Origin of the sequence: Pseudomonas sp. PS02302 (assembly GCF_029959585.1) — a bacterium.
GTDB classification, from domain to species: domain Bacteria; phylum Pseudomonadota; class Gammaproteobacteria; order Pseudomonadales; family Pseudomonadaceae; genus Chryseomonas; species Chryseomonas aestiva.
The window spans coordinates 13,911-40,120 of sequence record NZ_JASCON010000048.1 but is presented as its reverse complement, the minus strand read 5'-3'; the positions used below and the strand labels follow the sequence as shown (position 1 = coordinate 40,120).

The following is a 26,210-nucleotide window of genomic DNA, read 5'->3' as shown; positions in this document are numbered from 1 at the left end:
GAGCAAAACGGCACTGTTGGGCTTCGGCGAAGGAGCCCCCCACAACCCAACCTACCCATTACCGTAGGTTGGGCTGAGCGCAGCGAAGCCCAACAAAACCCACCCCCATCCCATACGCACAAAAAAACCGCCCCGAGGAGCGGTTTTTTGTTCAGCCTAGGCCGACTCAACTGGTGCGATAGCGCTCCAGCCAGTGGGCATAGGGCGCCGGCAGCACCCAGGACGGCTGATCGACACCCAGAGCCTTGGCCGCATAGTAGGGCCAGTGCGGATCGGCCAGGTGGGCGCGACCTACCATCACCAGATCCAGTTGCCCATCGGCCACTACCTGGTTGGCCAGCGCCGGGGTGTCGATGTTCCAGGCCGAGGCCACCTTGAGGCCGGTCGCCTTGCGTACCTGTTCGGTGACGGGTGCCAGCAGACCCGGTCCCCAGGGGATGTTGGCGGTCGGGGTGGAGAAGCCGATGCTGACACTCAGCAGGTCGAGGCCTTCGCGCTTGAAGCCCTGGGCCAGCTCGATGGATTCGGCCAGGGTCTCTTCGTCGCGACCGTCGTACTCGATCACGCCAAAACGCGCGGTCAGCGGCAGGTGCTCCGGCCAGACCTGGCGCACCGCGGCCAGGGTTTCCAGCAGGAAGCGGCTGCGGCCGGCGAGGTCGCCACCGTACTGGTCGTCGCGCTGGTTGGAATGCACCGAGAAGAAGCTCTGGGCCAGGTAGCCGTGGGCGAAGTGCAGTTCCAGCCACTCGAAGCCGGCCTCATAGGCACGCTTGGCGGCATCGACGAAGTCCTGGCGAACCCGGGCGATGTCGTCCAGGGTCATGGCCTTGGGCACCTTGGGCAGATTGGCGCCAAAGGCCACCGCGGACGGGGCGATGGTGTCCCAGCCACGGGCGTCGTCGGCGGCGATGTGGTCATCGCCTTCCCAGGGGCGGTTGGCGCTGGCCTTGCGACCGGCGTGGGCGATCTGGATACCCGGTACCGAACCGGCGGCCTTGATCGCCTGGACCACCGGCACGAAGGCCTGGGCGTGCGCGTCCGACCAGATGCCGGTGCAACCGGGGGTGATCCGGCCTTCCGGCGAGACCGCCGTGGCCTCGACGACCACCAGGCCCGCACCACCGCGGGCCAGGCCGGCATAGTGCACCTGGTGCCAGTCATTGATCACGCCATCGACGGCGCTGTACTGGCACATGGGCGGGATGGCGATGCGGTTGCGCAGCGTCACGTCCTTGAGGGTAAAGGGTTGGAACAATGCGGACATCTGAGCGGTCTCCAGTTAGGCGGATGCTGTTTCGTTATTTCGATATTAATCGAACATAACATAATCGCCAACCCCCGGTGTATGATTAGCGCATGCGCCCTTTCAAACATCCCAGTCCCGACGAATTCTCCCTTGAGCGCCTGTTCCATGCGCTCAGCGACCCCGTGCGTCTGGACATCGTCCGCTACCTGGCGCGGGTCGCCGAGGCCACCTGTGGCGAACTGGACGGGGGTCGTCCGAAATCCAGCATGTCGCACCACTTCCGGGTGCTGCGCGACGCCGGCCTGGTGCATACCCGCAACGCCGGTACCACGCACATGAACCAGTTGCGGCGCGACGACCTGGATCAGCGTTTCCCCGGGCTGATGGCAGCCATCCTGGCGCAGTCCTCCGATCCCGTGATCAAGCCGGACTAGTCCCGCCGAGAGGCCAGCAAACACGGCTGCCATGGCTGCAAGACCCGGTACCCCGCTCGCCGCCCTTGCTATCCCGTGCTGGTCGTCGGCTGCCGCTTCGCCTGGTCCGGGCGCCGGGAACTCCGACCTTGCTTTTCCGCTCTTCCCGGTATGAAGGTTGCAAAAGATAAAGGCAGCACCGACGCTGGACGCTGCCGGGAGGTAGACGATGGGCAAGCACTGGGGATTGGCGACCGCACTCGCAGGTGTCGCCACGCTGCTCGCCCTCGTACCCAGCCCTGAGCCCATCGCCGAGGCGCGGGGCATCCAGAGGGTCATCGCCTTTGGCGACAGCCTGATGGACTGCGGCACCTTCGGCCACATCTACGCAACCAACCCGGGGCGTACCTACCCCCAGGAAATCGCCGACGCCTATGGCGTCGAGCTGGGCCCCAATCGTCAGGTGGAAGGCTATGGTCACGAGGGTCCGAGCGATCCCGACGGCCTCTGCTACGCCGAGGGCGGCGCCGTCACCGGCAGCTTCACCGAGCCAGGCTTCGACCACAACGAGGCGCCGCTGGCCTTCTCCCAGCAGATCCGCAACTTCGAGATGCAGCATGGACGCTTCCGCCAGCAGGACCTGGTGCTGGTTCAGATCGGCGGCAATGACATCATCGGCCCCTTCTACGACAAGACGCTCAAGGCCGCGCTGATGGCCGATGCCCCGCTGCCCCCGGGGGTACGTGCGCAGGTCGAGGCCCGGATCCGCCATACGGCCCTGAACGAGGTCAAGTTGCTGCGCTACCTGCTGAGCCTGGGTGCCCAGCGGCTGGTGGTGCTCAACAACACCGACTACGGCAAGGCGCCCTATCTGGAGCCCTGGACCGAACAGGTGGCGCAGCGTAATCACGATCTGGTGAAGCTCTACAACGACACCCTGCAGGCCAACCTGCCGGCCGGAGACCGCCTGCTGCTGGTGGATGCCTACCGGGTGATGGAAGAGGTCTTCGCCCACTACGGCAACTATGGATTCACCCATGCCGAAGGCGATGCCTGCTTGCCCGGTCGCGAATTCTGCGATCCGGACAGCTACGTCGAACCGGGCGCTGACCAGGCCTATATCTTCGGCGCCCGCGGTCATTTCGCCAGCCGTACCCACAGCATGCTGGCCCAGGTGGTGCTGGAACGCATCGCCCAGACCTGGCCAGACAGTGCCGTGCCGGACCGACCGCTGCTGGCCAGCGCCCGGCTGAGCAGCGAGCCGACCTTCCACTAGCCTGAGCGGATCTACGCCCCAGGCTGGTGCCGGCTCACCCCTGCGCGCACCGCCGCAGAGCAGTCTTCCCTAACTGCCGCGATAGGTCGAATAGCTGTAGGGCGAAACCAGTAGCGGCACATGGTAGTGCGCCGCCTCATCGGCGATGCCGAAGCGCAGGACCACGGCGTCGAGAAATGCCGGTTCCTCCAGCGTCGTCCCTCGTCGCCGATAGTAGTCACCCACCGCGAACTCCAGCTCGTAGATGCCCGCCGTGAAGGCTTCGCCCTGCAACAGCGGTGCGTCGCCGCGGCCATCGGCATTGGTCCGCACTTCACCCAGCGCCTGCCGCGACACCCCATCCAGGCGGTACAGGCGGACGGCGATGTCCGCGCCGGGGCAGCCGCCGGTGGTGTCCAGCACATGAGTCGTCAGGTAACCGCCAGGGGATGAAACGGACATGGGAGAACTCCTGCAAGGGGGATGATCCAGCCTAGCAGTTTTCTACCCGCCGATTGTATACAGCCCCTTACCCCGCCCTAGCCAAGGGATCATCACCCTCCAGCGCACGAAAGTCTTCAGACCGGTCAGACCAGTTGGGCAGGATTCTTGCTGGGACTCGGCAAAGGCCGCCAAACATTGTATACAAAACATCTCGACTGCCAGGATGCCCTTCCCATGACCTATCCCCGCGATCTCATCGGCTACGGTGCCCAGCCGCCCCACCCGCGCTGGCCGGGTGATGCCCGCATCGCCCTGTCCTTCGTGCTCAACTACGAAGAGGGTGGCGAACGCAACATCCTGCACGGCGACAAGGAGTCCGAGGCCTTTCTTTCCGAGATGGTCGCCGCCCAGCCGCTGCAGGGCGTACGCAACATGTCCATGGAGTCGCTCTACGAATACGGCAGTCGCGCCGGCGTCTGGCGCATCCTGGAATTGTTCGCCAAGCATCAGGTACCTCTGACCATCTTTGCCGTGGCCATGGCCGCCGAGCGCCATCCCGAGGTCATCCGCGCCATGGTCCAGGCTGGCCACGAGATCTGCAGCCACGGCTATCGCTGGATCGACTACCAGTATCTGGACGAAGCCGAGGAGCGCGCCCATCTGCAGCGCGCCATCGAGATCCTCACCCGGTTGACCGGCGAGCGTCCGCTGGGCTGGTACACCGGCCGGACCGGTCCCAACACCCGGCGCCTGGTCATGGAGGAAGGCGGCTTTCTCTACGACAGCGACACCTACGACGACGACCTGCCCTACTGGGAGCCCGATACGCCCACCGGCAAGCCGCACCTGGTGATCCCCTACACCCTGGACACCAACGACATGAGATTCACCCAGGTGCAGGGCTTCCATACCGCCGAGCAATTCTTCCAGTACCTCAAGGACGCCTTCGATACCCTCTACGCGGAAGGCGCCAGCGCGCCCAAGATGCTCTCCATCGGCCTGCACTGCCGGCTGATCGGTCGCCCCGGCCGCCTGGTGGGGCTCAAGCGCTTCCTCGAATACGCCCAGAGCCATGAGCGCGTCTGGTTCGCCCGCCGGGTTGATATCGCCCGTCACTGGCACAGGGAGCATCCGCCGGCATGAGCGCCTTCCACACCGTCACGCCCAGCCAGCTGGATCGCGCCGCCTTCGTCGCGGCCTTCGGCGGCATCTACGAGCACTCCGCCTGGGTCGCCGAGCGCGCCTTCGACGAGGGCCAGCCGCTGCCGGACAGCATCAACGCGCTGCATCAGCGCCTCGCCGTCCAGGTCGCCCGGGCCAGTCATGCCGAGCAACTGGCGCTGATCCAGGCGCATCCGGATCTTGCCGGCCGCGCCGCCCTGGCTGGCGAGCTGACCGCCGCCAGCAGTGGCGAACAGGCCGGTGCCGGCCTCGATCAATGCACTCCGGACGAGCTCGCGCGCTTCACTCGCCACAACGACGCGTACCGCGCCAAATTCGGCTTCCCCTTCATCATGGCGGTGAAGGGCAGCAACCGGCATCTGATCCTGGCGGCCTTCGAAGAGCGCCTGCCCAACAGCCCGGAGCAGGAATTCCAGCGCGCCCTGGCCGAGATCGATCGCATCGCCCTCTTCCGCCTGCAGACCCTCTGACCCTTCCCCGACAAGAGCACTCCATGAAACGCACCTACGCCGCGCCCTTCGAGAAGTACCTCAACCTCGCCGACGCCCGTCTCGGCACCCACGTCATCAGCGTCACCGACGACTGGTTCGCCGCCGCCGACCGCATGCTCCAGCCCCACGAGCCGGAGTGGAAGGAAGGCGTCTACGACGACAACGGCAAATGGATGGACGGCTGGGAATCGCGGCGCAAGCGTTTCGAAGGCTACGACCACGCGGTGATCCGCCTGGGCGTGCCCGGCTCGATCATGGGCGTCGACATCGACACCCGCTGGTTCACCGGCAACTATCCGCCCTCCGCCTCCCTGGAAGCCTGCTTCTGCGCCGAGGGCGATCCGGCCGAAGACGCTGCCTGGACCGAGGTGCTGCCGGCCATCGAGATGCAGGGCAATAGCCACCACTACCATGCCATCGCCGATGACCGCCCCTGGACCCACCTGCGGCTGAACATCTTTCCCGACGGCGGTGTGGCGCGCCTGCGCGTCTATGGCATTCCCCATCGCGACTGGTCGGCCCAGGCCGAAGACGAGGTGCTGGACCTGGCCGCCGCGCTCAATGGCGGTCGCGCCCTGGCCTGCAACGACGAGCACTACGGGCGCATGAGCAACATCCTCAACCCGGGTCGCGCCGACAGCATGGCCGATGGCTGGGAAACCGCGCGCCGTCGCACCCCCGGCAATGACTGGGTGATCATCGCCCTGGGCCATGCCGGCACCGTCGAGGAGATCCTGGTGGACACCCTGCACTTCAAGGGCAACTACCCGGACAGCTGCCAGATCCAGGGCGCCTTCGTCCGCGGCGGTACCGATGGCCAGATCGAGACCCAGAGTCTGTTCTGGAAGGAGCTGCTGCCGCCGCAAAAGCTGCAGATGCACCAGGAGCACAGCTTCCGTGAGCAGGTCCGCGACCTTGGCCCCATCACTCACGTGCGTCTGAACATCTTCCCGGACGGCGGTGTCAGCCGGCTGCGACTGTTCGGCAAGGTGGCACGGGGCCAGGCATGAGTCGGCCACTGCGCATCGAGCCGCTGACCGCCGAGGGCTTCGCGCCCTTCGGCGAGGTCATAGAGACGGCGGGCCGGGACTGGTATCCGATCAACAACGGCTCGACCCGGAGATACCACGCCCTGGCCCGGGTCGCGACGGGACCGGCGGACGGCGCGGCGATCATCAGCATCTTTCGCGCCCGGCGCCTGGACTATCCGCTGACCATCGCCATGCTCGAACGCCATCCCCACGGCAGCCAGGCCTTCGTGCCGCTGCGCGGCGAGCCCTTTCTGGTGGTGGTGGCGCCACCCGCAGAGGAGCCTGATGCTCGCGCCATCCGCGTCTTTCGCGCCGATGGCCAGCAGGGCATCAACTACCACGCCGGGGTCTGGCACCATCCGGTGCTGGCCCTGCGCGACGAAGATGAATTCCTCATCGTTGATCGCGCCGGCAGCCTGCCCAACTGCGACGAGTTCTTTTTCCCCGCGCAGGAATGCCCGATCCTGGCGCTCTAGGGCGCCGCCGGCGCGCGCCTGAGTTGCTTGCGCAACAGGCGCGCACTGTCCAGGCAGACCCAGGCCACCGCCAGCCAGATGGGACCATAGGTCCAGATCGCGCCCTCCGGCAGCTGCTCACCGAGCACATAGAGGGCGACGAACACCAGCAGCGCCGGCTCCACATAGCTGAGGATGCCGAACAGACTCAGCGGCAGCATGCGACTGGACGCCAGCATGGCGGCGAAGGCGATGGCGCTGAGCAGGCCTAGGCCCGGCAGGAGCGCCCACAGCCAGGGCGTCTGCTGCAGGATGGCGCCGGGCGAGAACCAGTGCAGGGCGAGCAGCGCGAAGGGCAGCAGGCAGCACATCTCCAGGACAAAGCCCGATAGCGCATCCACCGCCATCCAGCGGCGCAGGACGAAATACGGCGGATAACCCACCACCGGCAGCAGGCTGACCCAGGACAGCGCCCCGGTCACCCAGACCTCGTTGACCACCCCCAGCAGCGCGCAGACCACCGCTACCCGCTGCAGCGGCCGCAGGCGCTCGCCATAGACCAGGCGCCCGGTCAGCACGATGGCCAGGGGCAGCAGGAAGTAGCCCAGCGACATGGCCATGGCCTCGCCATTCATGGTCGCCCAGACGAACACCCACCACTGGATGCCCATCAGCAGCGCCGCCGCCGGGATGGCCAGGCACAGGCGGGGCTCGCGCACCAGCCGTTTGAGCGTGGCCCACAGGGCTCTGCCCTCCCGCAGCACCATCACCAGCAGCAGCACCATCGGCAACGACCAGACCACCCGCAGGGCCACGACCTGCAGGCCATCCAGCGGCGCCAGCCAGGCGAAGTACACCGGCATCAGCGCGAACAGCACCGACGACAGCACCGAAAGGCCCAGGCCCTTGCCGGACAGCACAGTCATGACGAGCGCCCCAGACGATTGATGAACAGTGACAGCAGGATGATCGCGCCGCCCAGCAACAGCCTGGGCAGATCGGCCGGGTGCTGCCAGATCAGCAGGCTGACCAGCAGCCCGGCCGGCACATGGGCCTCGTTCATGATCGCCAGGGTGCCACCGTTGACCCGCAACGAACCCAGCGTCCACCAGTAGAGGCCGAGCGCCGTGGCGAAGACGCCCATCCACACCAGCACGCCCCATTGCAGGCCGGTGCTGGGCAGCCGCGCCGGATTGCCGAACAGCAGGAAGGATAGCGCCGCCACCAGCAGGGCACCGAAAAAGAACAGCCCGAAGTAGCGATGCAGGGCACCCTGCCCGGCATAGGCATGGCCCAGGTGCTTGCACAGCACCTGGCCGGCGGCGAAGGTCAGGTTGGCTACCTGCAGCAACAGGAAGCCGAGCAGATAGTCACCGGTCAGCGGCTGGAAACGGATCAGCGCCGCGCCGCCCACCGCCACCACGGCCGCCAGCAGCGACCAGAGGCGCAAGCGCCGCTGCCAGGCGTCGTCCAGCAGGGTCACATAGATCGGCGTGAGCACGGTGAACAGCAGCACCTCGGGCACCGTCAGCACGGCAAAGCTGCGGTACAGGCACAGATAGGTGATGCCGAACTGCAGCGCGCCCGCCGCCATCAGCCCCAGGGCGAAGCGTCCCGGCACCCCGCGCCAGCGGGTGAACGGCAGGAACAGCACGAAGGCGATGGCCACGCGGACCAGCACGGCGAAATCGCTGTCGACCCGACCGGCGAGGTACTCGCCGATCAGGCTGAAGGAAAACGCCCAGATGAGGGTGACGAGCAGGAGATAAGGCATGGCGGCGACGCACGAAAAAGGTGCGCGACCTTAACGTGCCCGTCGCCGGAGGGAAACCCCCGGCTCGTCACCAGCTAGCGGGTGGCGTTGAGGCCCGCGGGCTCGGCGCCGCTGAGCGCCGCTACCGACTGATTGGCCTGCAGCACATTGTCGGCGCCCGAGACCAGGGTCTTGGGTTCGGCCACGCCGGCGGCGCGCGACCAGTAGACCTGCTGATTGGAACCGCCCACGGCGATGTCGGCCTGGCTGAGCAGGGTCAGCCGCGCCTGGGCGCCGTAGCCATAGGCATCGACCTTGGCCAGGCCGTCGCTGCCGCGCACATTGGCCTGCACCTGCTGGTAGCCACCGCCAATGCTCAGGCTGGCCACCGCGCCCTTGACCGTGGTGACGCTACCCAGACCATGGATGGTCAGCGCCTGGGCGCTGTCGAGCACCAGCCGATGATGACTGCCGTAGACGGTCACCGTGCCGCACTGACCTTTCAGCGTCAGGGTATTGCCTTCGCCGGACAGGGACACGTCCCGGCCTTCGCAGTCGAGCGTGCGACTGATGTTCATGCCGTCGATATCGAGCGGCTCGGCTGCCGCCGCGCGGGATTCCTCGGCCTGGACCAGCAGCGGCGCGATGACCAGACAGCAACCCAGCAACGCCTTGAATGACGACATGAAGACTCCTTGTCTTGCCTAGAGTGGGAAACTCATCGGCTGACTTGGAGGGCGGCGCGGGTGGGACATTTGACCCGCCGCGCGACATTTTTTCATGCCGTGATGAACGCCGCGTTTTCCCAGGGCGACCGCAGGCACTAACATGCGCCCTTTCGTGGCTCCAGAGCGCTCGATGAAGACTCCACGCGTTTCCCTCGATCAATGGCGGACCCTGCAGGCGGTGGTGGATCACGGCGGCTATGCCCAGGCCGCCGAGGTGCTGCATCGCTCCCAGTCGTCGGTCAGCTATACCGTCGCCCGCATGCAGGAGCAGCTCGGCGTGCCATTGTTGCGTCTGGAGGGCCGGCGCGCCGTGCTGACCGATGCCGGCGCCGTGCTCCTGCGCCGCTCGCGCCGCCTGGTGCAGCAGGCCAGCCAGCTGGAGGAACTGGCCTATCACATGGAACAGGGCTGGGAATCCGAGGTGCGGCTGGTGGTGGACGCCGCCTACCCGACCCGTCCGCTGCTGCTGTGCCTGCGCGAATTCATGCCGCAGAGTCGTGGTTGCCGCATACGCCTGCGCGAAGAGGTCCTGTCCGGGGTGGAGGAGGCCCTGCTCGACGGCTCGGCGGACCTGGCGATCACCGGCCTGGTGATCGCCGCCCATCTGGGCGCCTCCCTGGGCAACGTGGAATTCGTCGCCGTCGCCCATCCCGAGCATCCGCTGCACCTGCTGCAGCGCACCCTGGTGACCGCCGATCTGGAAGAGCAGCTGCAGATCGTCATCCGCGACAGCGGCCGCGCCCAGCCACGGGATGCCGGCTGGCTGGCCGCCGAACAACGCTGGACGGTGGGCAGCATCAGCACCGCCGCCACCTTCCTGCGCGACGGCCTGGGCTTCGCCTGGCTGCCGCGGGACGCCATCCAGACCGATCTCGACGCCGGCCTGCTCAAGCCGCTGCCGCTGGAACAGGGCGCCCAGCGCTTCCATCCCTTCCAGCTCTACAAGACCCGCCAGCACGAGCTGGGCCCGGCGTCACAGATCCTCATGAACCTGCTGCGCAAGCATGCCCTGCCACGCTGACCGTGGCGGGGTGCCAGCCGGGTTGCTATCGTTCGCCAGTCGTCTCTGCCACTCAAGGATTCATCATGTTCAAAGCCCTGCTTGCCGCCTGCGCCCTGTTCGTCGCCTCCACCACCTGGGCCGCGGACAATCCGCACGTGCTCATCAGCACCAACAAGGGTGACATCGAGGTCGAGCTGGATGCGGCCAAGGCACCGGTCAGCACCGAGAACTTCCTGGGCTACGTCGACAGCGGCTTCTACAAGGGCACCCTGTTCCATCGCGTCATCCCCGGCTTCATGATCCAGGGCGGTGGCTACACCCGCGACATGCAGGAAAAACGCACCAAGGCGCCGATCAAGAACGAAGCCGACAACGGCCTGAAGAACCTGCGTGGCACCCTGGCCATGGCACGGACCTCGGACGTCAACTCCGCCACCAGTCAGTTCTTCATCAACGTCGAGAACAATGCCTTCCTGGACCACGGCTCGCGCGACTTCGGCTACGCGGTATTCGGCAAGGTCGTGCGCGGCATGGAAGTCGTCGACCAGATCGCCGGGGTCCAGACCACGCGCCAGGGCATGCTGCGCGACATTCCCCGTGAACCGGTGATGATTCTCGCTGCCAAACGGCTGTAGCCGACCCGTCCTGCCGGACGATCCGCTGGCGGTCGTCCGGTTAACCAGGCGAGGCCCCAGTGCGAGACGCCGTCTCCCCCCACAAGGACCCCGCATGATCTTTCGCCGCTTCGAACGCATCATCGATGCGTTTCGGGAAGCCCCCGATGAAATGCCGCCCACTGGGATCGGCGCCTTCTATCTCCACTTTCTCAAGCAAGCCTGGCCGGCCTTTGCCCTGCTGCTGGCAGTGGGGCTGATCGGCGCCCTCGTCGAAGTCGCCCTGTTCAACTTCATCGGCCAGATCGTCGACCTCGCGGGCAGTGCGCCCAACAGCACGGTGTTCTTCCAGGAACACGGTGGGACCCTGATCTGGATGGCAGTGGTCACCCTGGTCATCCGGCCCCTGTTCATCAGCCTGCACGACCTGCTGGTGCACCAGACCATCACCCCCAGCCTCACCACCCTGATCCGCTGGCAGAACCATCGCTACGTGCTCAAGCAGAGCCTGGGCTTCTTCCACAGCGACTTCGCCGGGCGCATCTCCAGCCGTATCATGCAGACCGGTGTTTCCCTGCGCGACTCGGCGGTGCAGGCGGTGGACGCGATCTGGCACGTGCTGATCTTCGCCGTCACCTCGCTGATCCTGTTCGCCCAGGCCGATGTCTGGCTGATGGTCCCGCTGATCCTCTGGATCATCGGCTATGTCATCGCCCTGTGGTATTTCGTGCCCCAGACCAAGGAGCGTTCGGCCATTGCCTCCGAAGCCCGCTCGCAGCTCTCCGGGCGTATCGTCGACGGCTACACCAACATCTCCACGCTCAAGCTGTTCTCCCACTCGGCCCAGGAGGAGCAATACGCCCGCCAGGCCATGGAAGAGCAGACCGAAAAGGCCGAGAGCGCCGCTCGGCTGATCACCGCCATGGGCGTGACCATCGCCATCCTCAGCGGCTTCCTCATAGCGGGCACCACGGGCCTGGCCCTCTGGCTCTGGCACCAGGGCGTCATCTCGGTGGGGGCCATCGCCCTGGCCACCGGCCTGGTGATCCGTATCAACAGCATGTCCGGCTGGATCATGTGGGTGGTCAACGGCATCTTCGAAAACATCGGCATGGTGCAGGACGGCATGAGCACCATCGCCAAGCCGCGCCAGGTTGGCGACGCCGAGGACGCCAAGCCGTTGCAGGTGACCCGGGGCGCGGTGCTGTTCGAGGACATCGCCTTTCACTACGGCAAGGGCGCCGGCATCATCGAAGGCCTGACCCTAGACGTGGCCCCGGGCGAGAAGATTGGCCTGGTCGGCCCTTCGGGCGCCGGCAAGTCGACGCTGATCAACGTGCTCTTGCGCCTCTATGACCTGGAAGGCGGTCGCATCCTGGTCGATAGCCAGGACATCGCCCACGTCACCCAGGAAAGCCTGAGGTGCCAGATCGGCGTGGTTACCCAGGACACCTCGCTGCTGCACCGTTCGATCCGCGAGAATCTCCTCTACGGTCGTCCCGAAGCCACTGATGAAGAGCTGCACGCCGCCCTGCGCAAGGCCAAGGCCGACGACTTCATCGCCCGCATCACCGACGCTCATGGCCGTACCGGGCTGGATGCCCAGGTGGGTGAACGCGGGGTCAAGCTCTCCGGCGGTCAGCGCCAGCGCATCGCCATCGCCCGCACCCTGCTCAAGGACGCGCCGATCCTGCTGCTGGACGAAGCCACCTCCGCCCTCGACTCCGAGGTGGAAGCGGCGATCCAGGAAAGCCTGGAAACCCTGATGGAAGGCAAGACGGTGATCGCCATCGCTCACCGCCTGTCAACCATCTCGCGCATGGATCGCCTGGTGGTCATGGAGCGCGGGCAGATCGTCGAGATGGGCTCCCACGACGAGCTGATTGCCTACAATGGCCTCTATGCCCGTCTATGGCGCCACCAGACCGGCGGCTTCGTCGGTCACGGCGTACCGGGCAGGCAGCGGGTGCGCAGCAGCTCCAGCTGACGCTGCTGGTCCAGGCCCGGATAGAAGCCTTCGATCTTCTGCAGGCCACCCAGCCAGCTGCGCTTCTCCACCACGCACTCGAACACCGGGCAGGCGGCCTGCCCGGTCTTGCCGCAGTCCTGGTAGTAGCCAAGGCGCTGGCTCTTCTGCGCCGTACCCTGGAACGGACCCTGGCGTTCCTGCAGCACATAGAAGTCGATATTCGCGGCGCTGCGATGATTCTCCCATTGGAACGCCAGGGTGCTGGGATAGAAGAGCACCAGCAGGCCTGCCAGCAGCAACCAGAGAATGCCGGCCGTCACCGGCAGCGGCAGACGCGAACGGAAGCGGCTGCCACCGCGAATGATCAGCGCGGTCACCACCGTGACCAGCGCCAGGGCGATGCACAGCGACGGCAGGCCGGTGACGACCTGCCCCGCCACGCCGATGTCCAGGCCGCTGGGCGACGGTACCGTCCGGTAGCCGATCTCCACGCGCTCCCAGCCCACCTGATTGCCGATCAGACCAACGAGACCAAAGACCGCGGCCAGGCCAAGGAGCACCCAGAAGGTACGGGGATTGCTGCTGCGCATAGGGAATCTCGTCCAGACAAAGACCGGGAGACTGCCTAAGCCCGCCGGCGAAGGCAAATCGGAATTCCGCCGGTCCCGGCGCCTGAAGCCGGAGGTTCGGCAAGCCGCTGTCGAGCTGATAGACTGCCGCCCCGCAGCCGCCACACACCGTGGCCCAACGCGAGTGGTTATCGTGGAAATTTTCAAAGAATTCGTTTTCGAAGCCGCACACTTCCTGCCCAACGTGCCGGCCGGGCACAAGTGCGGTCGTCTCCATGGGCATTCCTTCAAGGTAGGCCTGCACCTCGAGGGCGCCATCGACCCTCATACCGGCTGGGTGCGGGATTTCGCCGACATCAAGACCGTCTTCAAACCCCTGTACGAGCGTCTCGACCACCATTATCTGAACGACATCCCGGGCCTCGAGAACCCCACCAGCGAAGTGCTCGCGCGCTGGATCTGGCAACAGCTCAAGCCTCTGCTACCCGAGCTCAGCCAGGTTCGCGTCCACGAGACCTGTACCTGCGGCTGCATCTACCGCGGCGACTAATTCGCCCCTCCCATTCAAGGCGGCGATGGCGGCAGTCATTTTTCTGCCATAATTCGCGCCTGCCAACTGTCGACGTATCCCCATGTTCGAACTTTTCAGCGGACTCCACGCCTGGGTCGCCATCAGCCTCGTCCTGGCCCTGGCCTTTGTGCTGGCCTTTGAATTCATCAACGGCTTTCACGACACCGCCAACGCCGTCGCCACGGTGATCTATACCAAGGCGATGCCGCCGCACCTCGCGGTGTTCTTCTCCGGTATCTTCAATTTCCTCGGCGTGCTGCTCGGCGGGGTCGGCGTCGCCTACGCCATCGTCCACCTGCTGCCGGTCGAGCTCTTGATCAACGTCAACACCGGCCACGGCCTGGCCATGGTGTTTTCGCTGCTCGCCGCGGCCATCACCTGGAACCTGGGCACCTGGTACTTCGGTATCCCGGCCTCCAGCTCCCACACCCTGATCGGCTCCATCCTCGGTGTCGGGGTGACCAACGCCCTGCTGACCGGCCTGCCGGTGAGCGAAGGCGTGAACTGGCAGAAGGCGATCGACATCGGCCTGTCGCTGATCTTCTCGCCGCTGGCCGGCTTCGCCGTCGCCGGCCTGCTGCTGCTCGCCCTCAAGCGCTGGCGGCCGCTGTCGAAGATGCACAAGACCCCGGAACAGCGCCGCGAAGTGGATGCCAAGAAGCACCCGCCCTTCTGGAATCGCCTGATGCTGGTCCTCTCGGCCATGGGCATGAGCTTCGTGCACGGCTCCAACGACGGTCAGAAAGGCATCGGCCTGATCATGCTGGTGCTGATCGGCATCGTCCCGGCCAAGTTCGTGCTGGACCTGGACAGCACCACCTACCAGATCGAGCGCACCCGCGACGCGGCCATCCACCTGGGCCAGTTCTACGAGCGCCAGGGCGACAACCTCAAGGACTTTCTCGCCGAAGTGCCCGGCAATCGCGACCTGCCCCAGGAATTCCGCTGCGCCCCGCACATGACCGTGCCGACCCTGCAGGCGCTGCTGGCCGATCTGGAAGGCATCACCGACTACCGCGCCATGAGCGACGACCATCGCCAGCAGGTCCGCCGCTATCTGCTGTGCCTGGACGACACCGCCAAGAAGGTGAGCAAGCTGCCGGTGCTGACCGCGCGCGATCGCGACGACCTCAGCCGCCTGCGCAAGGACCTCACCAGCACCACCGAATACGCGCCCTTCTGGGTCATCATCGCGGTCGCCCTGGCCCTGGGCATCGGCACCATGGTCGGCTGGCGCCGCGTGGTGCTCACGGTGGGCGAGAAGATCGGGCGCCAGGGCATGACCTATGCGCAGGGCGTGAGCGCCCAGGTGACGGCCGTGGCCGCCATCGGCATGGCCAACGTCTTCGCCCTGCCCGTCTCCACCACCCACGTACTGTCCTCGGGCGTGGCCGGCACCATGGTCGCCAACCGCAGTGGCCTGCAGGGCAGCACGGTGCGCAACATCCTCATGGCCTGGGTCCTGACCCTGCCGGCCTCCATGGCCCTCTCCGCCGGCCTGTTCTGGCTGGCGCACCTGTTCCTGTGACCCGTGCCGACCGGGCCCCGCGCGAGCGGCGTCCGGTCGGACCCCTCGTCGGGAATGCCTGAACAGGATAGCTATTGACGAGTCTAGTGAATTGTGTCCCAGCAGAGACACCTTTCCGAGACAGCCGTACGGTGAACGTCAATGACTCCTGCGACCTACATCCTTCTCCTGGTACTTGGCTGGCTGGCCCTGGCGCTGGCCATACTCTGGGCCATGCTGCGCCTGGCACGACGCGCCAGACCCGTGGCGACGTCCGCGCCCGAGCCGCTGCCCACGGCCATGCCCACCTCTCCCGTGAGTCCAGGCAAACACCTGGCCTGCTAATGCTGCGGACGTGACGAGGCCACCTCGACACCCAGACAGTGCGCGGAAGAAAAAGAAGGATTCTTATTGTTTGAAAGGAAGGGATTCGAACGGACGCGAATCAGGTGAGCAGGGTATTTTCCTGAGCGCTGCGGCTCATCTGCTCGAGGATCTGGTCTTGCTGCTGCGGGGTCAGGGTGTCCCAGCAGTGATGCTTGATGAACAGTCCGGCGCCAAAGGCGACATACAGCGACAGGGCGACGATGACGAGCGTTTCCAGCCCGACGATGGCCCAGGAACGAGTCTTGGACGTATTGTCCTTGGTTTTCATAACGACCTCATCAAATTAAGAGGGGCAATAGTTTAGTCCCTTAAGCAACGACCGTGCAGCGCCAGTCGTCGAATGGTCAAGCCGCTTGACCTGAATCCTCGAGATGGCTGTCCGCTTCTGCCGAATCGATCGCGCCGACAACATTTCCCCACAGCCAAGCCGCGGCGGTGCGAATGCACGCCAGGCGCCGCGCTGGTATACTCCGCCGACTGACGGGTCGCTGCAGGCCCTGCCGGTTCCGCTGGCTGTATCGGCCGATCCCGCAATTTCCGCAGCGACGCTTTGTCGCATCGCACGTCCATCGCCGCCGCGCCTGTCGCGCGGCCCGATAACGCCTTCTTGGGGCGTCTATCGACTCAAGGGTCGATCCTCGCTCGCCCGGCTTCGCGCCACAGCTGTGATAAAGAGGAGTTAAAGCAAGACATGTCCACCACGTCGAAGATCATCTACACCCTGACCGACGAAGCGCCCGCCCTCGCGACCTATTCGCTGCTACCCATCGTCGAGGCCATCACCGCCTCCTCCGGCGTCGCCCTCGAAACCCGTGACATCTCCCTTGCCGGCCGCATCATCGCCCTCTTCCCCGAGCACCTGAAGGAAGAGCAGCGCATCTCCGACCACCTCGCCGAACTCGGCGAGCTGGCCACCACTCCCGAAGCCAACATCATCAAGCTGCCCAACATCAGCGCCTCGGTACCGCAGCTCAAGGCCGCGATCAAGGAACTGCAGGGTCAGGGTTACGCCCTGCCGGATTATCCGGACGAGCCGAAAAACGACCAGGAAAAGGACGTCAAGGCGCGTTACGACAAGGTCAAGGGCAGTGCCGTGAACCCGGTCCTGCGCGAAGGCAACTCCGACCGCCGCGCGCCGCTGTCGGTCAAGAACTACGCCCGCAAGCACCCCCATCGCATGGGTGCCTGGAGCGCCGACTCCAAGTCCCACGTTGCCCACATGGACGCCCATGACTTCTATGGCAGCGAGCGCTCGGCCACGATCGAGAACGCCGGCAGCCTGAAGATCGAACTGATCGGCAAGGACGGCAGCAGCAAGGTCCTGAAAGAGAAGACCGCGGTCAAGCCCGGCGAGATCGTCGATGCCTCGACCATGAGCCGCAAGGCCCTGCAGAGCTTCATCGCCGCCCAGATCGAAGACGCCAAGGCCAAGGGCGTGCTGTTCTCGGTGCACCTGAAGGCCACCATGATGAAGGTCTCCGACCCCATCATGTTCGGCATCATCGTCGGCGAGTTCTACAAGGACGTACTGGCCAAGCACGAAGCCGCCCTGAAAGAAGCCGGCTTCGACCGCAACAACGGCATCGGCGACCTCTACGCTCGCCTGTCCAGCCTGCCGGAAGCCACCCAGGCCGCCATCAAGGCCGATTTCGACGCCCAGTACGCTCAGCGTCCGGCGCTGGCCATGGTCAACTCCGACAAGGGCATCACCAACCTGCACGTACCGAGCGACGTCATCGTCGACGCCTCCATGCCGGCCATGATTCGTGATTCCGGCAAGATGTGGAACACCGAAGGCAACCTGCAGGACACCAAGGCCATCATCCCCGACCGCTGCTATGCCGGCGTCTACCAGGTGGTGATCGAGGACTGCAAGCAGCACGGCGCCTTCAATCCCAGCACCATGGGCAGCGTACCCAACGTCGGCCTGATGGCGCAGAAGGCCGAGGAATACGGTTCCCACGACAAGACCTTCCAGATCCCCACCGACGGTACCGTGCGCGTGACCGACGACCAGGGCAAGGTGGTCTTCGAGCATCCGGTCGAGGCCGGTGACATCTGGCGCATGTGCCAGACCAAGGACGCGCCGATCCAGGACTGGGTCAAGCTCGCCGTCAACCGTGCCCGCGCCAGCGGCACCCCGGCGATCTTCTGGCTGGACCAGAATCGCGCCCATGATGCCCAGGTCATCGCCAAGGTCGAGCGCTACCTCAAGGACCATGACACCAACGGCCTGGACATCCGCGTCCTGTCGCCCGAGGAAGCCACCCGCGTGTCCCTGGAGCGCATCCGCAAGGGCGAGGACACCATCTCGGTGACCGGCAACGTCCTGCGCGACTACCTGACCGACCTCTTCCCCATCATGGAACTGGGCACCAGCGCCAAGATGCTGTCCATCGTCCCGCTGATGAACGGCGGCGGCCTGTTCGAGACCGGCGCCGGCGGCTCCGCGCCCAAGCACGTCCAGCAGCTGGTGCAGGAAAACCACCTGCGCTGGGACTCCCTGGGCGAATTCCTGGCCCTGGCCGAATCCCTGAACCACCTGGGCGAAACCACCGGTAACGCCAAGGCCAAGATCCTCGCCAAGACCCTGGACCAGGCCAACGGCCAGTTCCTCGACAGCAACAAGTCGCCGTCGCGCAAGACAGGTGAACTGGACAACCGCGGCAGCCACTTCTACCTGGCGCTGTACTGGATCCAGGCCCTGGCCGAGCAGAGCGAAGACGCCGAGCTCAAGGCCCAGTTCGCGCCGGTGGCCAAGTCGCTGACCGCCGACGAAGCCAAGGTGGTCGCCGAGCTGAACGGCGTCCAGGGCCAGGCCGTGGACATCGGTGGCTACTACCATCCCGACCAGGCCAAGACCCGCCAGGCCATGCGTCCGAGCGCCACGCTCAACGCCGCCCTGGAACAGCTCAAGGGCTGAACCTGAAGGCTGCGTCCGCAGCCTGAACGGTTGATTCGGCGAACCCCGGCCCTGGCCGGGGTTCGCTGCATTTGGGACCAACAAAGCTTAAGGCGTATACTGCGCGATTACCGATAGCGGAGTCCGAGATGGATTGGCACGCCCACGTCACCGTGGCCACCGTGGTGGAAGACGCCGGTCGTTTCCTGCTGGTGGAAGAAGAGAAGCAGGGTCGCCTGGTGCTCAATCAGCCGGCCGGGCACCTTGAGCCGGGCGAGAGCCTGATCGAGGCGGCACGCCGCGAGACCCTGGAAGAAACCGCCTGGCAGGTGGAGATCCAGGGCGTGATCGGCATCGGCCTCTATGTGGCGCCAGCCAATGGCGTCACCTACTACCGCACGGCCTTCCATGCCCGCCCCCTGGCCCACGATCCCGGGCGCGCCCTGGACGCCGATATCACCCGCGCGGTGTGGCTGACGCTCGACGAGATCCGCGCCGAACAGGCGCGGCTGCGCAGCCCCCTGGTCCTGGACGCCATCGAGAAATACCTGGACGGCCACCGCTATCCCCTGTCGATGATCGTAGATATGAGAGGTTTTTGAAGTGAACGGCACCCGCGTCATCGTCGGCATGTCCGGCGGAGTGGATTCCTCGGTCTCGGCCCTCTTGCTCAAGGAGCAGGGCTATCAGGTCGAGGGCCTGTTCATGAAGAACTGGGACGAGGATGACGGCACCGAGTACTGCACCGCCAAGGACGACCTGGCCGATGCCCAGGCGGTCTGCGACCGCATCGGCATCAAGTTGCACACAGCCAACTTCGCCGCCGAATACTGGGACCACGTCTTCGAGCATTTCCTCGCCGAATACAAGGCTGGCCGGACGCCGAATCCGGACATCCTCTGCAACCGCGAGATCAAGTTCAAGGCCTTCCTCGACTATGCCCTGGCCCTGGGCGCCGAGCTGATCGCCACCGGCCACTACGTGCGTCGTCGCGATGTCGACGGCCAGACCCTGCTGCTCAAGGGCCTGGATGCCAACAAGGACCAGAGCTATTTCCTCCACGCCGTGGGCGGCGAGCAGCTGGCGCGCACCCTCTTCCCGGTGGGCGAACTGGAAAAGCCCGAGGTCCGCGCCATCGCCGAGCTGCATGGCCTGGCCACCGCGCGCAAGAAGGACTCCACCGGCATCTGCTTTATCGGCGAGCGCCGCTTCAGCGACTTCCTCAAGCAGTACCTGCCGGCCCAGCCGGGCGACATCGAGACCACCACCGGCGAGGTCATCGGCCGCCACCACGGCCTGATGTACCACACCATCGGCCAGCGCCAGGGCCTGGGCATCGGCGGCATGAAGGACGCCGGTGACGATCCCTGGTACGTGCTGAGCAAGGACCTGACGCGCAACGTGCTGATCGTCGGCCAGGGCAACGCTCACCCCTGGCTGTTCGCCGAGGCCCTGACCGTCGGCGAGATGTTCTGGGTCAACGACCTGGAGCTCGCCCAGCCGCGCCGCCTCACCGCCAAGGTTCGCTATCGCCAGCAGGACCAGCCCTGCCGGATCGAGCGCCAGGGCGCCGGCTACCGGGTGGTCTTCGACGAACCCCAGCGTGCCGTGACCCCCGGCCAGTCGGTGGTCTTCTACGACGGCGACGTCTGCCTGGGCGGCGGCGTGATCGAACACTACCAACCCGCCTGCGCCGAGGCGCCCGCCGCATGAATCGTACCCAGCAACAACTCATCGCCCTGGGCGGCGTCTTCCAGGCCTCCCTGCTGGTCGACCAGCTGGCGCGCACCGGCCAGGTCGCGGAAGAACCCCTGGCCTGCCTGCTCGGCAGCCTGCTGGTAAGGGATCCGGGCAGCACCCTGGAGGTCTATGGCGGCAGCGTCGCCCCCTTGCGCGAAGGCCTCGGCGCCCTCTCCAGCACCCTGGAGCGCAATCCCAACAGCCTGCAGCGCGAGCCTCTGCGCTACGCCCTGGCGATGACCGCCCTGGAACGCAAGCTGGAGAAGCGCGGCGACCTGCTCGACCTCATCGGCCGGCGCCTCACCCAGATCCAGTCCCAGGTCGAACACTTCGGGGTGGCCCACGAAAACGTCATCGCCGCCTGCGGTGGCCTCTACGAGGACACCCTGAGCACCTTCAAGCAGCGCATCCAGGTGCACGGCGAAATGCGCTACCTGCAGCAGTCCGCCACCGCTTCGCGGGTGCGCGCCCTGCTGCTGGCCGGCATCCGTTCCGCCCGCCTGTGGCGCCAGCTCGGCGGCCATCGCTGGCAGTTGGTGCTCAATCGCCGCAAGCTGCTCGACAACCTCTATCCCCTGCGCAACAGCTGATCCCGGACTGGCCGGCGGCGGTACTACAGCCCCGGCCTTTGCGTGTAGAATTCCGCCCCTTTCTCCCCCGCTACCAAGAGAATGCCCATGCAGCTCTCCTCGCTCACCGCCGTATCGCCCATCGACGGCCGTTACGCCGGCAAGACCGCCGCCCTGCGCCCCATCTTCAGCGAATTCGGCCTGATCCGTTTCCGCGCCCAGGTCGAGGTCCGCTGGCTGCAGCGCCTGGCCGCCCACGCCGGCATTCCCGAGGTCGCCCCCTTCTCCGCCGAGGCCAATGCCCTGCTGGACAAGCTGGCCACCGACTTCAGCGTCGAGCAGGCGCAGCGGGTCAAGGACATCGAGCGCACCACCAACCACGACGTCAAGGCCATCGAGTACCTGCTCAAGGAAGAGGTCGCCGACCTGCCGGAACTGGCTGCGGTGAGCGAATTCATCCACTTCGCCTGCACCTCCGAGGACATCAACAACCTGTCCCATGCGCTGATGCTGCGCGAAGGTCGTGACCAGGTGCTGCTGCCGCTGATGCGCCAGATCGCCGGCGAGATCCGTGCGCTGGCCCATCGCTTCGCCGACGTGCCCATGCTCTCGCGCACCCATGGCCAGCCCGCCTCCCCCACCAGCCTGGGCAAGGAACTGGCCAACGTGGTCTATCGCCTGGAGCGCCAGATCGAGCAGATCGCCGCCGTCCGCCCGCTGGGCAAGATCAACGGCGCCGTGGGCAACTACAACGCCCACCTGTCCGCCTACCCGGACGTCGACTGGGAAGCCAATGCACGCACCTTCATCGAAGGCGACCTCGGCCTGACCCTGAATCCCTACACCACCCAGATCGAGCCGCACGACTACATCGCCGAGCTGTTCGACGCCATCGCCCGTTTCAACACCATCCTGATCGACTTCGACCGGGACATCTGGGGCTACATCTCCCTCGGCTACTTCAAGCAGAAGACCGTGGCCGGCGAGATCGGCTCCTCGACCATGCCGCACAAGGTCAATCCCATCGACTTCGAGAACTCCGAAGGCAACCTGGGTATCGCCAACGCCATCCTCCAGCACCTGGCCAGCAAGCTGCCGATCTCCCGCTGGCAGCGCGACCTGACCGACTCCACCGTGCTGCGCAACCTGGGCACCGGCCTGGCCCACGGCGTGATCGCCTACGAAGCCACCCTCAAGGGCATCAGCAAGCTGGAACTCAACGCCGCCCGCATCGCCGAAGACCTGGACGCCTGCTGGGAAGTCCTGGCCGAGCCGGTGCAGACCGTGATGCGCCGCTATGGCGTGGCCAACCCCTACGAGAAACTCAAGGAGCTGACCCGTGGCAAGGGCATCAGCGCCAGCGCCCTGCAGGATTTCATCGACGGTCTGGAGATCCCCGAGGCCGCCAAGGCGGAACTGCGCCAGCTGACCCCGGCCGGCTATATCGGCAACGCTGCCGAACAGGCCCGTCGGGTCTGAAGATCATCCTTTTTCTACGCCCGGCCTCGCCGGGCGTTTTTCATTGCGCGAGGTGTGCATGAACCCGGATCAACCCCTGCAACTGCTCGGCGGCCTGACCGCCCGTGAATTCCTCCGCGACTACTGGCAGCAGAAACCCCTGCTGATCCGCCAGGCCCTCCCGGACTTCCAGAATCCCCTGGAGCCCGACGAACTGGCCGGCCTGTCGCTGGAAGAGGAAATCGAATCCCGCCTGATCATCGGCCAGGACCAGACCTGGGAGCTGCGCCGCGGTCCGCTCCCGGAAGACACCTTCGCCGGCCTGCCCGAGCGGGACTGGACCCTGCTGGTGCAATCGGTCGACCAGTTCGTGCCCGAGGTGGCCGAGGTGCTGGAGTCTTTCCGCTTCCTGCCCAACTGGCGCGTCGACGACATCATGGTCAGCTATGCCGCCCCCGGTGGCGGTGTCGGCCCCCACTACGATCACTATGACGTCTTACTGCTGCAGGGCCATGGCCGCCGCCGCTGGCGCATCGGCCAGCAATGCACCGCCGACAGCCCGCTGATCGACGGCCTGGAGCTGAAGATCCTTGCCGATTTCCAGCAGACCGACGAATGGGTCCTGGAACCGGGTGACATGCTCTACCTGCCGCCAGGTCTGGCCCATGACGGCATCGCCGAAGACGAATGCATGACCTACTCCATCGGCTTCCGCGCGCCCAGCGCCGGCGAGGTGCTCACCCACTTCACCGATTTCCTCGCCCAGTTCATCCCCGAGGACGAGCGCTACAGCGACGCCGGCTGCGCGCCGGCCAGCGAGCATCCGGCGGAGATCCCGCCCGAGGCCATCGAACGCCTGCGCGGCCTGATGGAGCGCCACCTGAGCGATGATCGCCTGCTGCTGGCCTGGTTCGGCCAGCACATGACCGAGCCGCGCTATCCGGAGCGGGTCGCCGGGGAAAACCTCAGCGCCAAGCAGCTGCGCAAGGAACTCGACGAAGGCGCCCTGCTGATGCGCAACCCCAGCGGCCGCATCGCCTGGAGCCGCCTGGAAGACGAGGTGATGGTGTTCGCCAGCGGCCAGAGCCGTCTGCTGCCCATGCGCCTGCAACCGCTGCTCGACCTGCTATGCTCGGCGGAGGTCTTGCACGAGGCCAATCTTGCGCCCTGGCTGCAGGACGACGATGCCATGCGCCTGATCCGCGAACTGCTCCAGCAGGGCAGCCTGATCTTCGCCGGAGAAGACGACGACGAGTGAGAGGGAGCCGCCGTGGACGAGTCCTTTGCCGATCTGACCCTGGGCGCCCTGCCCGAACCCCGGCTCGGCCAGGACCTCGCCCTGCGCCTCGAATGCCTGGACGCCCTGCGTGAGCACAGCGTCCGCCTCATCGCTCAAGCCAGCCGCCGGCTGTATATCCAGACCCCTGACCTGGAAGCGCCCCTCTACGACAACCTGGACGTCGAGGCGGCAATCAAGCGCCTGCTGCTGGGCCATCCGCGGCACCAGGTGCGCATCCTGATCAATGACAGCGCCAGTGCCGTGCGCCAGGGGCATCGACTCATCGCCCTGGCGCAGCGCCTGACCAGCAATCTGCTGATCCGGCGGCCACCGGCCGATCAGCAACCGGAAGGCAGCTGCCTGATCGTCGACGACCAGGCCCTGCTGCGCCGCACGGGCAGCGCCCCCACCGGCTTCGCCCGCTATGGCGACCGCGCCGCCGTCAAGATTCAGCAGCAGGTCTTCGATCGCCTCTGGGCGATCAGCCAGCCGGATCAGGAATTACGGAGGATGGTGCTGTGAAAGGTCTGCTGGCGCTCCTGCTGCTGTTGACGGCCACCGCCTGGGCCACCCCTCGTACCGAAGTCATTCCCCTGCAGTACCGCACCGCCGACGACCTGCTGCCCACCCTGCAAGCCGTCATCGGCAGTGAAGGCAAGGTCAACGTCTACGGCAATCAGCTGATCGTCAACGCCGAGCCGGCCAAGCTGGCGGAGATCAAGAATCTGCTGGCCCAGCTGGATACCCAGCCACGGCGCCTGCTCATCACCCTGGCCACCCGCGCCGGCAGTTCGGGTGCCAGTCAGGGTTATTCGGTAAACGGCAATGTGCATTCGCCCCAGGTACGCATCATCGAGGACAGCACCGACCAGCAAGAGGATGGCGCCCAGCGCGTCCAGGTCACCGAGGGCTACCCCGCCTTCATCCGCTTCGGTGCAGATGTGCCGGTGACCACCTACCAGACCTTGCCCTATGGCCAGAGCTACGCCCAGACCGATTACCGCCGCCTCGAACGGGGCTTTCAGGTCACCGCCCGCCTGAGCGGCAACCTGGTACATCTGGACATCAACAGCGTCGATGATCGCGCCGCGGCCATGCGTCCGGGCACGGTACAGACCCAGAGCGCCGCTACCCGTATCAGCGGCCCCCTGGGCCAGTGGCTGGACCTTGGCGGCTTCCGCCAGCAGGTCGAGGGCGACCAGAGCGGCCTTACCCGCCACTACTCGACCGAGGGCCGTGACGACCGTCAGTTGAGCATTCGCGCCGATCTCGTCGACTAGCAAATCGGCGAACGGTAGAACTCCTACAGCTGCCAGCAATCTAGGACACAAGGATCCAGCGAATTAATTGAGAATAATTCTTATATTCATTCTCAGATAAACTTGAAGTTCTGTTTAGTTTGATTCAAAGCAGTCCAATAGAATCTTTTTGGACCAATAAATTTACAGAATGAATCGATAGAGCATAAAATCCGTCTGTCTTGCGACACCGTGTCGCACTGATAGCGCCTGATACCCAATAATTAAGGATTCAAAGCATGTCTGAGTCGATCAGCCTACTCACCCACAACTGGAGCTTCGCGGTATTTCTCCTGGGCGTGGTTGGTCTGATCGGCTTCATGCTCGGAGTCTCGAGCCTGCTCGGCAGCAAAGCCGTGGGCCGCAGCAAGAACGATCCCTTCGAGTCCGGCATCGTCCCCACCGGGGGTGCCCGTCTCCGTCTCTCTGCCAAGTTCTACCTGGTCGCGATGCTCTTCGTGATCTTCGACGTCGAAGCCCTCTTTCTCTTCGCCTGGTCGGTGTCCATCCGTGAATCGGGATGGGCCGGCTTCGTGGAAGCCTCCATTTTCATAGCAATTCTGTTGGCGGGTCTTGTCTACCTGTGGCGAATCGGAGCGCTCGATTGGGCGCCTGCGAGCCGTCGCGAGCGGCAGGCGAAGTCGAAACAATGAGGCTTTGGCAATGCAATACAATCTCACCCGGATCGATCCCGATGCGGCAGTAGACCGCTATCCGGCCGGCCAACGGGAAACCGTTGCCGACCCTATGGAAAGTCAGGTCAACCGCAGCATCTTCATGGGCAAACTTGAGGATGTCCTGCGGGGCGCGGTCAATTGGGGGCGCAAGAATTCCCTCTGGCCCTACAACTTCGGCCTGTCCTGCTGCTACGTGGAGATGACCACCGCCTTCACGGCGCCCCACGACATCGCCCGCTTCGGCGCCGAAGTCATCCGGGCCTCGCCGCGTCAGGCCGACTTCATGGTCATCGCCGGCACTCCCTTCATGAAGATGGCCCCGGTCATCCAGCGCCTGTACGAGCAGATGCTGGAACCCAAGTGGGTGATTTCCATGGGCGCCTGCGCCAACTCCGGCGGTATGTACGACATCTACTCGGTCGTTCAGGGCGTGGACAAGTTCCTGCCCGTCGACGTCTATGTGCCCGGCTGCCCGCCTCGCCCCGAAGCCTTCCTCCAGGGCCTGATGCTCCTGCAGGACTCCATCGGTGAAGAGCGCCGCCCCCTTTCCTGGGTGGTGGGCGACCAGGGTATCTATCGCGCCGAGATGCCTTCGCAGCGCGAGCAGAACCGCGAGCGCCGCATCCAGGTCACCAACCTGCGCAGCCCAGACGAAGTGTAAGTCCCCTC

Annotated in this window: 29 protein-coding genes; 22 read left to right on the top strand and 7 right to left on the bottom strand. The window is 65.5% G+C overall.

Annotated features, from left to right (window positions below):
* Positions 1 to 166: 166 nt before the first annotated feature.
* Positions 167 to 1,264 carry an NADH:flavin oxidoreductase/NADH oxidase gene (locus tag QMX82_RS16425; RefSeq protein WP_133861022.1) on the bottom strand — a complete coding sequence of 366 codons (1,098 nt, stop codon included), beginning with the start codon at positions 1,262 to 1,264 and terminating at the stop codon, positions 167 to 169.
* 92 nt (positions 1,265 to 1,356) lie between these two features.
* On the opposite strand from QMX82_RS16425, the gene QMX82_RS16420 reads away from it, so the two are divergent.
* Both QMX82_RS16420 and QMX82_RS16415 read left to right on the top strand, forming a co-directional pair.
* A complete protein-coding gene (locus QMX82_RS16420; RefSeq protein ID WP_133861023.1) occupies positions 1,357 to 1,680 on the top strand; it encodes an ArsR/SmtB family transcription factor in 324 nt (107 codons plus the stop codon).
* Positions 1,681 to 1,888: 208 nt separating this feature from the next.
* Positions 1,889 to 2,935, top strand: a complete 1,047-nt coding sequence (locus tag QMX82_RS16415; protein WP_208691631.1) for an SGNH/GDSL hydrolase family protein — start codon at positions 1,889 to 1,891, stop codon at positions 2,933 to 2,935.
* Between the two features lie 69 nt (positions 2,936 to 3,004).
* Here QMX82_RS16415 and uraH read toward each other — a convergent pair whose 3' ends face one another.
* Positions 3,005 to 3,376, bottom strand: a complete 372-nt coding sequence (gene uraH / locus QMX82_RS16410; RefSeq protein ID WP_263259125.1) for a hydroxyisourate hydrolase — start codon at positions 3,374 to 3,376, stop codon at positions 3,005 to 3,007.
* 216 nt (positions 3,377 to 3,592) lie between these two features.
* On the opposite strand from uraH, the gene puuE reads away from it, so the two are divergent.
* The 4 genes from puuE to QMX82_RS16390 are packed head-to-tail and all read left to right on the top strand — an operon-like array spanning position 3,593 to position 6,538.
* On the top strand, positions 3,593 to 4,501 hold the full coding sequence (gene puuE, locus QMX82_RS16405; protein WP_187979621.1) for an allantoinase PuuE: 909 nt from the start codon (positions 3,593 to 3,595) through the stop codon (positions 4,499 to 4,501).
* Positions 4,498 to 5,010, top strand: a complete 513-nt coding sequence (gene uraD, locus QMX82_RS16400; RefSeq protein WP_282285500.1) for a 2-oxo-4-hydroxy-4-carboxy-5-ureidoimidazoline decarboxylase — start codon at positions 4,498 to 4,500, stop codon at positions 5,008 to 5,010. Before puuE ends, uraD begins: the two co-directional genes overlap by 4 nt.
* A gap of 23 nt (positions 5,011 to 5,033) precedes the next feature.
* Positions 5,034 to 6,041 carry an allantoicase gene (alc, locus tag QMX82_RS16395; RefSeq protein ID WP_208691634.1) on the top strand — a complete coding sequence of 336 codons (1,008 nt, stop codon included), beginning with the start codon at positions 5,034 to 5,036 and terminating at the stop codon, positions 6,039 to 6,041.
* Positions 6,038 to 6,538: an ureidoglycolate lyase gene (locus QMX82_RS16390; protein WP_282285495.1), complete on the top strand. Its 501-nt coding sequence runs from the start codon at positions 6,038 to 6,040 to the stop codon at positions 6,536 to 6,538. The genes alc and QMX82_RS16390 overlap by 4 nt, the downstream gene beginning before the upstream one ends.
* Here the strand turns inward: QMX82_RS16390 and rarD are convergent.
* The 3 genes from rarD to QMX82_RS16375 all read right to left on the bottom strand — a co-directional run bounded on the left by rarD (position 6,535) and on the right by QMX82_RS16375 (position 8,956).
* Complete coding sequence (gene rarD, locus QMX82_RS16385) at positions 6,535 to 7,443, bottom strand: EamA family transporter RarD (protein ID WP_282285493.1); 909 nt, start codon at positions 7,441 to 7,443, stop codon at positions 6,535 to 6,537. The genes QMX82_RS16390 and rarD overlap by 4 nt on opposite strands.
* Positions 7,440 to 8,291, bottom strand: coding sequence for a DMT family transporter (locus QMX82_RS16380; protein WP_263259122.1), 852 nt, complete (start codon positions 8,289 to 8,291; stop codon positions 7,440 to 7,442). Before QMX82_RS16380 ends, rarD begins: the two co-directional genes overlap by 4 nt.
* Positions 8,292 to 8,365: 74 nt before the next feature.
* Positions 8,366 to 8,956 (bottom strand): DUF3060 domain-containing protein, encoded by a 591-nt coding sequence (locus tag QMX82_RS16375; protein ID WP_187979625.1) that lies wholly within the window; start codon positions 8,954 to 8,956, stop codon positions 8,366 to 8,368.
* Between the two features lie 172 nt (positions 8,957 to 9,128).
* On the opposite strand from QMX82_RS16375, the gene QMX82_RS16370 reads away from it, so the two are divergent.
* The 3 genes from QMX82_RS16370 (at position 9,129) to QMX82_RS16360 (ending at position 12,602) form a co-directional block, all read left to right on the top strand.
* A complete protein-coding gene (locus QMX82_RS16370; protein WP_133861033.1) occupies positions 9,129 to 10,019 on the top strand; it encodes a LysR family transcriptional regulator in 891 nt (296 codons plus the stop codon).
* A 62-nt stretch (positions 10,020 to 10,081) separates the two neighbouring features.
* Positions 10,082 to 10,636, top strand: a complete 555-nt coding sequence (locus QMX82_RS16365) for a peptidylprolyl isomerase (RefSeq protein ID WP_222613601.1) — start codon at positions 10,082 to 10,084, stop codon at positions 10,634 to 10,636.
* A 94-nt stretch (positions 10,637 to 10,730) separates the two neighbouring features.
* Positions 10,731 to 12,602 (top strand): ABC transporter ATP-binding protein, encoded by a 1,872-nt coding sequence (locus tag QMX82_RS16360; protein WP_133861035.1) that lies wholly within the window; start codon positions 10,731 to 10,733, stop codon positions 12,600 to 12,602.
* Here QMX82_RS16360 and QMX82_RS16355 read toward each other — a convergent pair.
* Entirely contained in the window at positions 12,557 to 13,174 is a 618-nt protein-coding gene (locus QMX82_RS16355) for a hypothetical protein (protein ID WP_282285479.1), read from the bottom strand. The genes QMX82_RS16360 and QMX82_RS16355 overlap by 46 nt on opposite strands.
* Before the next feature lie 172 nt (positions 13,175 to 13,346).
* Between QMX82_RS16355 and queD the strand changes: the two genes are divergently transcribed.
* The 3 genes from queD to QMX82_RS16340 all read left to right on the top strand — a co-directional run bounded on the left by queD (position 13,347) and on the right by QMX82_RS16340 (position 15,576).
* Positions 13,347 to 13,703, top strand: coding sequence for a 6-carboxytetrahydropterin synthase QueD (gene queD, locus QMX82_RS16350; RefSeq protein ID WP_133861037.1), 357 nt, complete (start codon positions 13,347 to 13,349; stop codon positions 13,701 to 13,703).
* Between the two features lie 82 nt (positions 13,704 to 13,785).
* Positions 13,786 to 15,252 carry an inorganic phosphate transporter gene (locus QMX82_RS16345; protein WP_133861038.1) on the top strand — a complete coding sequence of 489 codons (1,467 nt, stop codon included), beginning with the start codon at positions 13,786 to 13,788 and terminating at the stop codon, positions 15,250 to 15,252.
* Between the two features lie 141 nt (positions 15,253 to 15,393).
* Positions 15,394 to 15,576: a hypothetical protein gene (locus tag QMX82_RS16340; protein ID WP_208691638.1), complete on the top strand. Its 183-nt coding sequence runs from the start codon at positions 15,394 to 15,396 to the stop codon at positions 15,574 to 15,576.
* 100 nt (positions 15,577 to 15,676) lie between these two features.
* Here QMX82_RS16340 and QMX82_RS16335 read toward each other — a convergent pair whose 3' ends face one another.
* On the bottom strand, positions 15,677 to 15,886 hold the full coding sequence (locus QMX82_RS16335; protein WP_133861040.1) for a hypothetical protein: 210 nt from the start codon (positions 15,884 to 15,886) through the stop codon (positions 15,677 to 15,679).
* Positions 15,887 to 16,309: 423 nt separating this feature from the next.
* Here QMX82_RS16335 and QMX82_RS16330 point away from each other — a divergent pair, with 423 nt between their 5' ends.
* The 10 genes from QMX82_RS16330 (at position 16,310) to QMX82_RS16285 (ending at position 26,202) form a co-directional block, all read left to right on the top strand.
* A complete protein-coding gene (locus QMX82_RS16330; RefSeq protein ID WP_282285470.1) occupies positions 16,310 to 18,541 on the top strand; it encodes an NADP-dependent isocitrate dehydrogenase in 2,232 nt (743 codons plus the stop codon).
* Between the two features lie 128 nt (positions 18,542 to 18,669).
* Positions 18,670 to 19,122: an NUDIX hydrolase gene (locus tag QMX82_RS16325; RefSeq protein ID WP_187979631.1), complete on the top strand. Its 453-nt coding sequence runs from the start codon at positions 18,670 to 18,672 to the stop codon at positions 19,120 to 19,122.
* 1 nt (position 19,123) lies between these two features.
* Entirely contained in the window at positions 19,124 to 20,233 is a 1,110-nt protein-coding gene (gene mnmA / locus QMX82_RS16320) for a tRNA 2-thiouridine(34) synthase MnmA (protein WP_133861043.1), read from the top strand.
* Positions 20,230 to 20,850, top strand: a complete 621-nt coding sequence (gene hflD, locus QMX82_RS16315; protein WP_282285464.1) for a high frequency lysogenization protein HflD — start codon at positions 20,230 to 20,232, stop codon at positions 20,848 to 20,850. Before mnmA ends, hflD begins: the two co-directional genes overlap by 4 nt.
* Positions 20,851 to 20,937: 87 nt before the next feature.
* On the top strand, positions 20,938 to 22,308 hold the full coding sequence (purB, locus tag QMX82_RS16310; RefSeq protein ID WP_133861045.1) for an adenylosuccinate lyase: 1,371 nt from the start codon (positions 20,938 to 20,940) through the stop codon (positions 22,306 to 22,308).
* A gap of 58 nt (positions 22,309 to 22,366) precedes the next feature.
* Positions 22,367 to 23,545 (top strand): ribosomal protein uL16 3-hydroxylase, encoded by a 1,179-nt coding sequence (locus QMX82_RS16305; protein ID WP_282285461.1) that lies wholly within the window; start codon positions 22,367 to 22,369, stop codon positions 23,543 to 23,545.
* A 12-nt stretch (positions 23,546 to 23,557) separates the two neighbouring features.
* On the top strand, positions 23,558 to 24,088 hold the full coding sequence (locus tag QMX82_RS16300; RefSeq protein ID WP_282285459.1) for a DUF7931 domain-containing protein: 531 nt from the start codon (positions 23,558 to 23,560) through the stop codon (positions 24,086 to 24,088).
* Positions 24,085 to 24,846, top strand: a complete 762-nt coding sequence (locus QMX82_RS16295) for a secretin N-terminal domain-containing protein (protein ID WP_282285457.1) — start codon at positions 24,085 to 24,087, stop codon at positions 24,844 to 24,846. The genes QMX82_RS16300 and QMX82_RS16295 overlap by 4 nt, the downstream gene beginning before the upstream one ends.
* Positions 24,847 to 25,103: 257 nt before the next feature.
* Positions 25,104 to 25,517: an NADH-quinone oxidoreductase subunit A gene (locus QMX82_RS16290; RefSeq protein WP_187979633.1), complete on the top strand. Its 414-nt coding sequence runs from the start codon at positions 25,104 to 25,106 to the stop codon at positions 25,515 to 25,517.
* 10 nt (positions 25,518 to 25,527) lie between these two features.
* A complete protein-coding gene (locus tag QMX82_RS16285) occupies positions 25,528 to 26,202 on the top strand; it encodes a NuoB/complex I 20 kDa subunit family protein (RefSeq protein WP_059315327.1) in 675 nt (224 codons plus the stop codon).
* Positions 26,203 to 26,210 lie beyond the last annotated feature (8 nt).

What these genes read in the sequence shown, in the direction of transcription:
- QMX82_RS16355 (WP_282285479.1), bottom strand. Translation starts at nt 13,174, where the DNA reads ATGCGCAGCAGCAATCCCCGTACCTTCTGGGTGCTCCTTGGCCTGGCC.
- QMX82_RS16345 (WP_133861038.1), top strand. Translation starts at nt 13,786, where the DNA reads ATGTTCGAACTTTTCAGCGGACTCCACGCCTGGGTCGCCATCAGCCTC.
- QMX82_RS16370 (WP_133861033.1), top strand. Translation starts at nt 9,129, where the DNA reads ATGAAGACTCCACGCGTTTCCCTCGATCAATGGCGGACCCTGCAGGCG.
- QMX82_RS16380 (WP_263259122.1), bottom strand. Translation starts at nt 8,291, where the DNA reads ATGCCTTATCTCCTGCTCGTCACCCTCATCTGGGCGTTTTCCTTCAGC.
- QMX82_RS16340 (WP_208691638.1), top strand. Translation starts at nt 15,394, where the DNA reads ATGACTCCTGCGACCTACATCCTTCTCCTGGTACTTGGCTGGCTGGCC.
- QMX82_RS16390 (WP_282285495.1), top strand. Translation starts at nt 6,038, where the DNA reads ATGAGTCGGCCACTGCGCATCGAGCCGCTGACCGCCGAGGGCTTCGCG.
- QMX82_RS16285 (WP_059315327.1), top strand. Translation starts at nt 25,528, where the DNA reads ATGCAATACAATCTCACCCGGATCGATCCCGATGCGGCAGTAGACCGC.
- QMX82_RS16420 (WP_133861023.1), top strand. Translation starts at nt 1,357, where the DNA reads ATGCGCCCTTTCAAACATCCCAGTCCCGACGAATTCTCCCTTGAGCGC.
- hflD (WP_282285464.1), top strand. Translation starts at nt 20,230, where the DNA reads ATGAATCGTACCCAGCAACAACTCATCGCCCTGGGCGGCGTCTTCCAG.
- rarD (WP_282285493.1), bottom strand. Translation starts at nt 7,443, where the DNA reads ATGACTGTGCTGTCCGGCAAGGGCCTGGGCCTTTCGGTGCTGTCGTCG.
- QMX82_RS16335 (WP_133861040.1), bottom strand. Translation starts at nt 15,886, where the DNA reads ATGAAAACCAAGGACAATACGTCCAAGACTCGTTCCTGGGCCATCGTC.
- purB (WP_133861045.1), top strand. Translation starts at nt 20,938, where the DNA reads ATGCAGCTCTCCTCGCTCACCGCCGTATCGCCCATCGACGGCCGTTAC.
- QMX82_RS16290 (WP_187979633.1), top strand. Translation starts at nt 25,104, where the DNA reads ATGTCTGAGTCGATCAGCCTACTCACCCACAACTGGAGCTTCGCGGTA.
- puuE (WP_187979621.1), top strand. Translation starts at nt 3,593, where the DNA reads ATGACCTATCCCCGCGATCTCATCGGCTACGGTGCCCAGCCGCCCCAC.
- QMX82_RS16305 (WP_282285461.1), top strand. Translation starts at nt 22,367, where the DNA reads ATGAACCCGGATCAACCCCTGCAACTGCTCGGCGGCCTGACCGCCCGT.
- alc (WP_208691634.1), top strand. Translation starts at nt 5,034, where the DNA reads ATGAAACGCACCTACGCCGCGCCCTTCGAGAAGTACCTCAACCTCGCC.
- QMX82_RS16360 (WP_133861035.1), top strand. Translation starts at nt 10,731, where the DNA reads ATGATCTTTCGCCGCTTCGAACGCATCATCGATGCGTTTCGGGAAGCC.
- QMX82_RS16330 (WP_282285470.1), top strand. Translation starts at nt 16,310, where the DNA reads ATGTCCACCACGTCGAAGATCATCTACACCCTGACCGACGAAGCGCCC.
- QMX82_RS16375 (WP_187979625.1), bottom strand. Translation starts at nt 8,956, where the DNA reads ATGTCGTCATTCAAGGCGTTGCTGGGTTGCTGTCTGGTCATCGCGCCG.
- uraH (WP_263259125.1), bottom strand. Translation starts at nt 3,376, where the DNA reads ATGTCCGTTTCATCCCCTGGCGGTTACCTGACGACTCATGTGCTGGAC.
- QMX82_RS16425 (WP_133861022.1), bottom strand. Translation starts at nt 1,264, where the DNA reads ATGTCCGCATTGTTCCAACCCTTTACCCTCAAGGACGTGACGCTGCGC.
- uraD (WP_282285500.1), top strand. Translation starts at nt 4,498, where the DNA reads ATGAGCGCCTTCCACACCGTCACGCCCAGCCAGCTGGATCGCGCCGCC.
- QMX82_RS16325 (WP_187979631.1), top strand. Translation starts at nt 18,670, where the DNA reads ATGGATTGGCACGCCCACGTCACCGTGGCCACCGTGGTGGAAGACGCC.
- QMX82_RS16415 (WP_208691631.1), top strand. Translation starts at nt 1,889, where the DNA reads ATGGGCAAGCACTGGGGATTGGCGACCGCACTCGCAGGTGTCGCCACG.